Annotated in this window: 10 protein-coding genes; 1 reads left to right on the top strand and 9 read right to left on the bottom strand. The window is 45.9% G+C overall.

The genetic code is table 11. The annotated features are described in order from the left end of the window. Positions 1 to 87: 87 nt before the first annotated feature. The 5 genes from DXD25_RS10205 to DXD25_RS10185 all read right to left on the bottom strand — a co-directional run bounded on the left by DXD25_RS10205 (position 88) and on the right by DXD25_RS10185 (position 4182). A complete protein-coding gene (locus DXD25_RS10205) occupies positions 88 to 1578 on the bottom strand; it encodes a hypothetical protein (protein ID WP_147327895.1) in 1491 nt (496 codons plus the stop codon). 144 nt (positions 1579 to 1722) lie between these two features. Beyond that, entirely contained in the window at positions 1723 to 2250 is a 528-nt protein-coding gene (locus tag DXD25_RS10200) for a 30S ribosomal protein S16 (protein ID WP_117663404.1), read from the bottom strand. Between the two features lie 156 nt (positions 2251 to 2406). Further along, a complete protein-coding gene (locus tag DXD25_RS10195) occupies positions 2407 to 2877 on the bottom strand; it encodes a DUF4293 domain-containing protein (protein WP_117663403.1) in 471 nt (156 codons plus the stop codon). 20 nt (positions 2878 to 2897) lie between these two features. After that, a complete protein-coding gene (locus DXD25_RS10190) occupies positions 2898 to 3245 on the bottom strand; it encodes a DNA-directed RNA polymerase subunit omega (protein ID WP_117663402.1) in 348 nt (115 codons plus the stop codon). 70 nt (positions 3246 to 3315) lie between these two features. Further along, positions 3316 to 4182: an outer membrane protein assembly factor BamD gene (locus DXD25_RS10185; protein ID WP_117663401.1), complete on the bottom strand. Its 867-nt coding sequence runs from the start codon at positions 4180 to 4182 to the stop codon at positions 3316 to 3318. Positions 4183 to 4319: 137 nt separating this feature from the next. Between DXD25_RS10185 and uvrB the strand changes: the two genes are divergently transcribed. Next, complete coding sequence (gene uvrB, locus DXD25_RS10180; RefSeq protein ID WP_117663400.1) at positions 4320 to 6428, top strand: excinuclease ABC subunit UvrB; 2109 nt, start codon at positions 4320 to 4322, stop codon at positions 6426 to 6428. 371 nt (positions 6429 to 6799) lie between these two features. Here uvrB and DXD25_RS10170 read toward each other — a convergent pair whose 3' ends face one another. The 4 genes from DXD25_RS10170 to DXD25_RS10155 form a co-directional block, all read right to left on the bottom strand. Continuing rightward, positions 6800 to 7387: a YigZ family protein gene (locus tag DXD25_RS10170; protein ID WP_089543369.1), complete on the bottom strand. Its 588-nt coding sequence runs from the start codon at positions 7385 to 7387 to the stop codon at positions 6800 to 6802. Beyond that, entirely contained in the window at positions 7387 to 8721 is a 1335-nt protein-coding gene (locus DXD25_RS10165) for a DUF1015 domain-containing protein (protein WP_117663398.1), read from the bottom strand. The genes DXD25_RS10170 and DXD25_RS10165 overlap by 1 nt, the downstream gene beginning before the upstream one ends. A 55-nt stretch (positions 8722 to 8776) precedes the next feature. Next, positions 8777 to 9142: a four helix bundle protein gene (locus DXD25_RS10160; RefSeq protein ID WP_117663397.1), complete on the bottom strand. Its 366-nt coding sequence runs from the start codon at positions 9140 to 9142 to the stop codon at positions 8777 to 8779. A gap of 97 nt (positions 9143 to 9239) precedes the next feature. Then, the gene (locus tag DXD25_RS10155) at positions 9240 to 10157 is read right to left on the bottom strand and encodes an NAD(P)-dependent oxidoreductase (RefSeq protein WP_117663396.1); all 918 of its coding nucleotides are present in this window, start codon (positions 10155 to 10157) and stop codon (positions 9240 to 9242) included. Between the last annotated feature and the right edge of the window lie 149 nt (positions 10158 to 10306).

The raw sequence follows: 10306 nt of genomic DNA, 5'->3' as shown, positions 1-10306 counted from the left end.
AAGGGCAGAAGCTCCTAGCCCAGGGCAACGCCCTGGGTATAAGAGCAATCAGTAAGACGCCCTGAAAGGGCAAAAGCTTTGTATATTCTACTGCTTCAACGAACGATGAATTTTCGAGAGACTATACGCCAGAGAATCCAGGAACAGGAAAAGGCCCAGCAGCCAATAGCCCCAAGAATCTGCATCCCACAACCATACTACACCTCCTATCAGCAGCAGATTGAGAAGATGAACCACCAGATGCTTGCCTGCCAGGAAACTCAGGCGATAGGCATAATGAACATGACAGAAGATAAAGACTCCTACCGACTCCAGGACATAGGCAACAACAATACCTGCTCCCAAACCATCCAGACCATACCATAGATAGCCGATGATTTCGCTGACGATGAGCAATAATACGCAACAGCATTCCTGAACCAGAAATATCCGAGCCTCACCCCTAGACAAAGGTATATACTCCAGCGGCAGATAAAACGCCTTCCATAATAACCCTGCTGCAGCAATCTGAGTCATACCCAAGACACCTAGAAACTGACTGTTGTATAACAAAGGTATGCCTATAGGAAGCAACAGGATAATGGCAATGATGATTGGCCCCATCAAGAGGATATTCATCTCTAACTGTCTGTTAACAATCAGATTACGGTTTTCCGCCTCTACCCTACCACTCTCCTCACTCTTTACTGCAGAAAGACGGGGATAATAATCAGTTTCCATCACCGAAAAAATCATACCACCATACACCAGCACCAGGGTAATACCGGAATTGAAAAGACCAACCACGGCGAGATCTCCCTGCTGATTGAGAAAGGCTCTTACCAGAAATTCTGCCCCACTACTCATCATTCCAGCCAAGACAAACGAGAGTCCCAGACGAACCATCGGGAAAGCTTGAACCAACTGGCTCCTGGAAAAGCACAAGCGAAACGGCTTTTCCTTACGTGAAAACCAAAAGGCAAGAAACCATTGGCTTAATGCCAACAGAAAAAGTACTACGAGAATTCCCTGCTCTCCGAAGTAGCCATAGATGGGCACAGAAACCAGCAAAGACAAGAGCGCCAATAAAGAAGACTGCACAGCCAATGCCTTGAGCTTACCCAATCCTTTGAGAATAGCCGTCTCGCCACCAGCCAATATGGTAAAGAAGATAGTAGGAGCCAACAATATGAAATGCAGAGTATGGTTTCCCCACGAAAAGGTGAAGAGATTAAGCAAGGGGCCTAAAAGAGCACAAATCAAAGCACCCAGAAAAGCAGAAAGCAGACAGAGTGAACGGACCTGGGCAACAGCCTGGTCTATCCCATTTCCGGTATCAGCCTCAGAAACCACTCTAACGCCACTGGTAGGAATACCGAGATTGGAAGCAGAAGAAAGGAAATTGGAAGTAGAATTGAAAAGAGACAGCAATCCCATACCAGAAGGTCCCAGGAACATAGCGGTAAATTTATTCCTGACTACACCAACGAGCATATTCAGCCCCTGTACTCCTCCAAACAATCCGGTATATTTCAATATATGCGAATAGCTGTTCTTTTCTGAATCCAGTCTTTCATCCATTTTCTTAGTCTTTCCCATAATACTTTAACGCAAATCCAGGATATTTATTGTAAAAACGGGATATTTATTGTAAAAACAGACAACAAAAAAAAGGCCGACACTCTTCATAAGAGTAATCGACCTTTATACTTTTCAATCTCCAAAGAAGATTCTTTTAGAAGATTAAGCCTCAGCTGGAGCCTCCTCTGTAGCCTCAGTCTCAGCAGCAGCCTCTGCAGCAGCAGCGGCAGCAGCAGCCTTCTTCTCAGCTACCTTCTTAGCGATTGCCTCGTTCATCTTCTTCTCAGCCTCGAGCTCCTTAGCAGCAGCTTCCTTCTTAGCCTTAGCGTCGCCCTCGCGAACAGCAGAAACCTTAGCGTCCTTGCCATTCTTCCAAGCGTCGAAACGCTTCTGAGCCTCAGCATCGTCGAATGCGCCCTTCTTAACGCCACCCTTGAGGTGCTTCATCAAGTAAACGCCCTCGCCCTTGAGGATGTTGCGAACTGTGTCTGTTGGCTGTGCACCTGTCTCTACCCAGTAGAGTGCGCGCTCGAAATTCAAATCTACAGTAGCAGGATTGGTGTTAGGGTTGAAAGTACCAATCTTCTCAGTAAATTTACCATCACGTGGTGCTCTAACGTCAGCGATTACGATGCTATAGAAAGCATAGTTCTTACGACCGCCGCGCTGCAATCTGATTTTTGTTGCCATTTTTTAAATCTAATTTTAATTTAATTATTAATGAGGTTTGAATTTTATGCTGTCATCTCGTGACAGCGGGTGCAAAGGTACTACTTTTATTTGGTACCCACAAATTTTTCTCCTATTTTATAGGCTTTTTTAGCATTTCTTTTAAGAATCAGGGCTTTATCGGATGCGATCAGCGGCTTTTACCAGCTTTTCGTCATCATTTACGCCCTTATATGCCATAACGACAAGTATCAGGCTGACGATTGGCAGACAGGCTGCGAACTCGATGCCCATCTTGCCCTGAACCTCTGGAATAGGAATGATACCCAAGAGAATCAAGACATAATCAATCACCCACAATACCTGAAGCAGCATAGTACATTTGCAGATACTCATCTGTACCTTGCGATTCTTATAAAGGAATATCGTTACCAACGATAAGATTGCTGTTACGCTGAGCAGGACAAACAGAGGGATGCAGGTGGCAGAGACAGCAAGACCGCCCTCGCCTGTCACCACACCCAGATTGTAAACCATACTGTCTGTTCCCATTCCCTCTGGCGCTATACTGCCAATAGGAAAGAACAGACCCAGCGCACATACAATAACAGCTAAAAGCAAAAACAGGGTTTGTTTACGCTGTATCATAACTCTACCTGTTGTCTTGTTTAGAGTTCATCCTCATCAGAAGAGTGAGCTGGCACACTTGGATCACGCCAATAGATGCTCTTCTCTACAAACTCCTCTGTAGCAATCAAAGTTGGCTTTGGCAACTTCTCATAGAAACGAGAGATCTCAATCTGCTCACGGTTCTCGAAGACCTCTTCCAAAGAATCGTTGTAAGAAGCAAACTCAGAGAGTTTCTTGCTCAAGTCCTGCTTAATCTCAAGCGAGATCTGGTTAGCTCGCTTAGCGATGATTGCAACACTCTCGTAAATGTTATGCGTATCATCACAGAGATCCATGATGTTACGGGTAACTGTGTTAACTGGTGCTTTTGATTTCTTATAATCCATAATTTATAGTACTATATATATTATTCTATTTTTATCTATCGTTTCTTCTACTGGTAAGCTGTGAGGGGCATTATTTGTTGTCCCCTGCGAGCTTGTCGAGTGTATCCTCAGGATGTGCCTTCTCGAAAGCCTTGCACTTCTCGATATATTTCTCGGCAGTGGCACGCTCCTTAGAATCCGGATACTCATTGATGAAGCCATAGCATTCATCCTCAGCATCCTGATAGCGCTCCAGCTGCTTGCTCTCAACACTCATCTTCGCCAGTTCATACTTGCTCTTCATGATGAGTGTAGCAAATTCCTCGCGCTTGTTGCTGTAAGGATAATCCTTGAGGGCATTCTGCGCTGTAACGATGCAAGCCTCATAATTGTTGCCGCCGTTGGTGCAGTTGCCGAAGTAAGTACCCATATCGAAGTACATGCGTGCACTCTTATACTCCTTCTCTACCAGGAGATCCTGCAAGGCAAAGAGACGGTTGGTTGCCTGAGCCTTGAGATGAGCATCCGGGAAGAGATCGAGAAACTCCTGAAAGGCTGTAATCGCAGTATAAGTAGTACTCTGGTCGAGTCGAGGCTCCGGTGCATTCTGATAGAGGCTTTCGCCCACAAAGTACTTCGCCATCTCTGCATACTGTCCCTTCGGATAGCTGGCATAATATTTCTTGAAATACTCTGATGCCGTTTCGTAATCCTTCAAGCCATACTCAGCCATTGCCAACATATAGAGACACTCCTCGCCCTCAGTTGAACCCTTCTTCATGGTTACAACTTCCTGCAACAGAGGAATGGCACGAGAATACTTGCCCTGTGCAAAACACTGCTTGGCATACTCGTACTTATAGGTAGGTGTTGCTGCCTTATATACCTGATTATATTCGCTCGCACAGCCAGTAAGAAGCAATGCTACACTAGCTGCGATTAGTATTGATTTCTTCATATTATTACTTTTGTGGATGCAAAGTTACAGATAATTTGCTTATTATCAAAAGAAAAAATACATTTTTTCGCAAATAATTAATCTTTATAACGATTAATGCCGTTTTTTTTGTATTTTTGCACCCAAAAACAGAGATTATGGACTTTAAAATCACTTCAGAATATCAACCGACGGGTGATCAGCCGCAAGCCATCCGACAACTCACCGAAGGCATCCAGCAGGGAGAGCCCGCACAGGTGTTGCTTGGCGTAACCGGTTCCGGCAAGACCTTCACCGTAGCAAACGTGATAGCCAACGTGGGCAAACCGACTCTTATCCTGAGTCATAACAAGACGCTTGCCGCCCAGCTTTATCAGGAGATGAAAGGCTTCTTCCCCAATAATGCCGTGGAATATTACGTTTCCTACTACGACTATTACCAGCCGGAGGCATATCTGCCAACCACGGATACCTATATAGAAAAAGATCTCGCCATCAATGATGAGATCGACAAGCTCCGTCTGGGTGCCGTTTCCGCTTTGCTTTCAGGCAGAAAAGATGTCATCGTGGTATCTTCCGTATCATGCATCTATGGTATGGGTGGACCAGTAGCTATGCAGGAAAACATCATCAAGATTCACAGGGGGCAGCAACTCGACAGAAATGAATTCCTCAGGAAACTGGTAGATGCCCTCTATGTAAGAAACGACATCGAACTGCAGCGCGGCAATTTCCGCGTAAAGGGAGAAACGGTAGATATCTTCATGGCGTACAGCGACAATGTGCTGCGAGTAACCTGGTGGGATGACGAGATAGACAGCATCGAGGAGGTAGATTCCCTCACCTATCACCGACTCGCCTCCTTCGAAGAATATGAGCTTTATCCTGCCAACCTTTTTGTAACCAGCAAGGAGCAGCAGGAAATCGCCATCAGAATGATACAGGACGACCTGGTGAAGCAGGAAGAATTCTTCAAGAGCATAGGCGATGGCATCAAGGCACAGCGCATCAAGGAGCGTGTGGAATACGATATGGAGATGATCAAGGAGCTGGGACACTGTTCGGGCATCGAGAACTATTCGAGATATTTCGATGGCCGACACGAAGGAGAACGGCCATACTGTCTGCTCGATTTCTTCCCGAAAGATTTCCTTCTGGTGGTAGATGAGAGCCATGTGAGCATTCCGCAGATCGGTGCGATGTATGGTGGCGATAGAGCCCGAAAGAAGAATCTGGTGGAATATGGTTTCCGATTGCCTGCCGCCTTCGACAACCGTCCGCTCACCTTCGAGGAATTTCACAGTATGATTCATCAGGCCATCTACGTGAGTGCCACCCCAGCCGACTATGAGTTGAGAGAATCTGAAGGTGTGGTAGTAGAACAGCTGATCCGTCCTACGGGATTGCTCGATCCGGAGATTGAAGTCCGCCCAAGCGAGAACCAGATAGATGATCTGCTCGATGAGATTCTGACCAGAACCCACCGGGATGAACGTGTACTCATCACCACCCTTACCAAACGTATGGCAGAAGAGCTGACCGAGTTCCTGCTGAACCACGATGTAAAGGCTGCCTATATCCATAGCGATGTGGCAACGCTCGACCGCGTGAAGATCATGAACGATCTGCGAGCTGGTGTGTATGATGTACTGGTGGGTGTGAATCTGCTCCGCGAGGGACTTGACTTGCCTGAGGTTTCGCTTGTCGCCATCCTCGATGCAGACAAGGAGGGATTCCTGCGCAGTCACCGTTCCCTGACCCAGACCGCCGGCCGTGCCGCCAGAAACGTGAACGGTAAGGTGATTATGTATGCGGATAATATCACAGACAGCATGCAGAAGACCATTGATGAGACTGCTCGCCGAAGAAGCATCCAGCTGAAATACAATGCCGACCATGGAATTACGCCAAAACAGATTCAGAAGGCGATTACCTCTGCCCTGCCTATGGGCAAGGAAGAAGAAGCAGCTTCAGGTGCAGCCACCATCAAGAGCATCAAGAGTGCCGAGAAAGCCAAAGGCATCATGGTTCATAAGAGCATCAAGGGAGCCGAAGGGTCCAGACAGCGTGTCTATATCGAACCAGATAGCGCCACGATGGTTGCCGACCCTATCGTCCGCAGCATGAGCAGGGAGGAACTGGAGAAGAGTATCGCCAACACCACCGCCCTGATGAAGCAAGCCGCCAAGGACCTCGACTTCATGCAGGCAGCACAATATCGCGACGAAATCATCCGATTGCAGAAGGAATTGGAAGAAAAAGGATAGATATACGAAGAGGGTATGTCATAAGTCCTGATAATGGTAGCCCGAGGACGGATAAAAGCCCCAAAGTACCTAGGTGTCTTCAAGAGCGTAAACCCGCCAGGCGTCCCGGCGGATTTGAAATCCGCCGTAAAAAAAGGTTCGACCTATAAACACCGGGGGATTTGTAATCCCCCAATAAAAGGAAAAGCATACTCCTTTGCTGCGGATTGCAAATCCGCAGAGCCTAAATAGGTTAGGACATTTTTTAACGCCGGATTGCAAATCCGGCGGGACGCCTGGCGGACTTACGTTCTTTAAAAACTAAAAAAGGGTGCGTTGTGGACTTATGACACACCCTCTTTCAGGGCGTGTGGGAACTCTGTGATTTTCCGTTATTCAAACGACAGTTTTTTCAGGCGGGTACGCAATTGCTCAGCCTCGCTCTTCCTGATTGACAGCTTGATGCTGCAGGTATTGTCGAAAGTCTGATCCACAATACGGGGATTCATCTCTTTCACTATCCTCATCACATCATTCATCATTGGATAGGTGAAATCATAGGTTACGATTTCCTCTACCTGCTGCGTTACCTCCTCGCAATGCGCCAGGGCATCTATCGCTGCTTCACGATAGGCAACGATCAATCCGCTGGTACCCAACTTCACACCTCCGAAATAGCGGATGACGACAATGAGAATATCCGTCAATTCTGCCTTTGTTATTTGTCCCAGTATCGGTTTTCCTGCCGTAGAAGATGGTTCACCATCATCATTGGCACGGAACTCGGTGCGCTCAGGACCCAACATATAGGCATAACAACAATGTCGGGCATCGTAATATTTCTTACGGTACCCGGCAACAATCTCCTTCACCTCGTCAACAGTGGTAACGTGGTGAGCAAAGGCGAGAAACTTACTCCTTTTCTCGGTGTAATATCCCTCGCCTACAGTATCTGATATGGTTTTAAATTCGTCAATCATTAATCCAACTTGTGAATAATCAATCCGCTGCGCAACTTTGGCTCAAACCAGGTTGCCTTAGGAGGCATAATCTTGCCACTGTCAGCGATGTCCATAATCTGCTGCATAGTAACTGGATGCAAGGCCAATGCCATCTTCATCTCGCCACTATCTACACGACGCTTCAACTCGCCGAGTCCACGAAGACCGCCCACGAAGTCGATACGCTTATCAGAACGCAAATCCTTGATGCCCAGAATATCATCCAGAATCAGACGGGAAGAGATATCTACATCGAGCACGCCGATAGGGTCCTCATCATCATAGGTTCCTGGCTTGGCAAACAAACCATACCATTTACCGTCGAGATACACGAGGAAAGAATGGAGAGCGGCAGGCTTCAGAATATCCAAGCCAAACTGCTCGATTGCTTCATCAATGGCAATCTTCTCATAGCATGGGATACCCTCCTCATCGCCTGATACATTCACATTAATCGCATCAATCTCTATCACCTCGAAGTTCTTGGTAAGAGCATCGAGGAACTGTTCTGATGTCAAGCCATTCAGATCCTTTACTACACGGTTGTAATCAAGAATAGTGAGCTGACTTGCCTGGAAGCAGACAGCCATGAAATAGTTGTATTCCTCCTTACCGGTATGGTTCGGATTCTGCTTCGCCTTCTCAGCACCCACCAAAGCTGCGGCAGCAGAACGGTGATGACCATCGGCGATATAGAGGCTAGGCATCTTGGCAAATTCAGCGGTGATGGTTTCAATATCCTTGTCATCGCTGACAATCCAGAACTGGTGACGGAAGCCATCGACTGGAGCGATGAAATCATACTCCGGTGCTGTAGCAGCATAACGCATCAGAATCTCATTGAGCACAGAATTATCAGGATAAGCAAAGAAAACCGGTTCGATGTTTGCATTGCAGACACGAACGTGCTTCATACGATCCTCTTCCTTATCACGGCGGGTAAGCTCATGCTTCTTGATGACACCCGTCATATAATCATTAACGTATGCACCCACAACAAGACCATACTGTGTCTTGCCATTCATGGTCTGTGCATAGATATAATACTGTTCTTTATCATCCTGCTTCAACCAGCCGTTCTCCTGGAACTTCCTGAAGTTCTCTGCAGCGCTTTCATAGACGCGAGGATCATATTCAGATGTACCTGGTTCGAAGTTGATTTCAGGTTTAATGATATGATAAAGGCTTTTCTCGTTATCGCCAGCCTCAGCACGAACTTCCTCTGAATCGAGGACATCGTATGGACGAGACTCAACTTGCTCTACTAAATCTTTTGGAGGGCGAATGCCCTTGAAAGGTTTTACTATTGCCATAATGTTTTATTTACTTTGAACTTTGAATTTTGAACTTTGAACTTTATGATTAGCATTATTGATGCTTGGTAGATTTTACAATTTTAATCAAAACAGCTTGTAGATGTTCACAATCATCAGATATAGAATCATAAGCTTCTTTAGTAATGTAATCCGCATCATATAACAAATCCAACCAATAACCACTTTCTGTTGCTTCTTTTAATGAAATATTCATTTTAGAAGAGAAATCCGGACGAGATTGCGCATTCTTTGCTTCATGCACATTGGCCCCAATACTAGTGCCACTTCGTAAGAGCTGCTTAGAAATTACATATTCATGTTTTTGCTCTGTAAGAAACTTATATAGATTTACTATTCGTAATGCAAAAGCCTTAGATAAAACATAAATATCATTCTCAACGACTTTTCGTTCTAACATAACCAAAAACCACAAAACTTTGGGACTCGAACTAAAACTATACAATTATTGGTAATCATAAAGTTCAAATCTCAAATCTCAAAGTTCAATGTCATTATTACTTATTTACCTGGAACTTGGTGCAGCCATCTGCAAAGAATGCATTGATCTGCTTGGCAGCTGCGATACCAGCATTGATGTTAGCCTCGGCTGTCTGCGCACCCATCTTCTTAGGGGTTGAGAAGTAGCGGCCCTCGAACTTGGCGAAGTCGGCGTCAGCATCTGGCTTGATGTCGGTGATGAACTTCAAATCCTCACGCTCAGCAAGAAGCTTCAGGAGCTCAGGCTCATTGATGACCTCCTTGCGGGCTGTATTGATAAGAATACCATCCTTTGGCAACTGGTTCACGGTCTTGTAATCGATGCTCTTGATAGTCTCTGGAGTAGCAGGGATATGAAGAGAAACGATATCGCAAGTCTGGAACAGCTCATCCTGAGACTTCACGGCGTGAACACCGGCAGCCTCGATGACATCTGCAGGGCAGAAGGCATCATAAGCAGACACTTCCATACCGAAGCCCTTGGCGATGCGAGCTACATTGCGACCCACGTTACCAAATGCCAGGATACCCAACTTCTTACCCTTCAACTCACAGCCAGCCTTACCATTGTAGAAATTACGAACGGCAAATACCAGCAAGCCGAATACCAATTCGGCTACAGCGTTAGAGTTCTGACCAGGAGTGTTCTCAGCTACTATGTTGTGAGCAGTAGCAGCAGCCAGGTCGATATTATCATAACCGGCACCGGCACGAACGATAATCTTCAGGTTCTTGGCTGCGTCGAGCACCTCGGCATCAGCCTTGTCAGAACGGATAATCATCGCATCCACATCCTTCACGGCATCGAGAAGCTGAGCCTTCTCTGTATATTTTTCGAGCAGCACGAGTTCGTTGCCTGCTCCCTCTATTTCTTTCTTAATGCCCTCCACAGCAGCTGCTGCGAATGGCTTTTCTGTTGCAACTAATACTTTCATATTACTTTGAACTTTTTTACTTGGAACCTTTTTACTTTGAACTTGGAACTTTGAACTTTGAACTTTATGATTTGCTTTTTCCTTTAAAAGCTCCCCATTTATAATAGATTATAATCTTTGGAGTAATCATAAAGTTCAAAGTTCAAATC

This window comes from Prevotella sp. TF12-30 (assembly GCF_003436715.1).
Classification (GTDB): Bacteria; Bacteroidota; Bacteroidia; order Bacteroidales; family Bacteroidaceae; genus Prevotella; species Prevotella copri_A.
The sequence above is the reverse complement of the archived record's forward strand: the minus strand, read 5'-3'. Positions and strand labels throughout refer to the sequence as shown.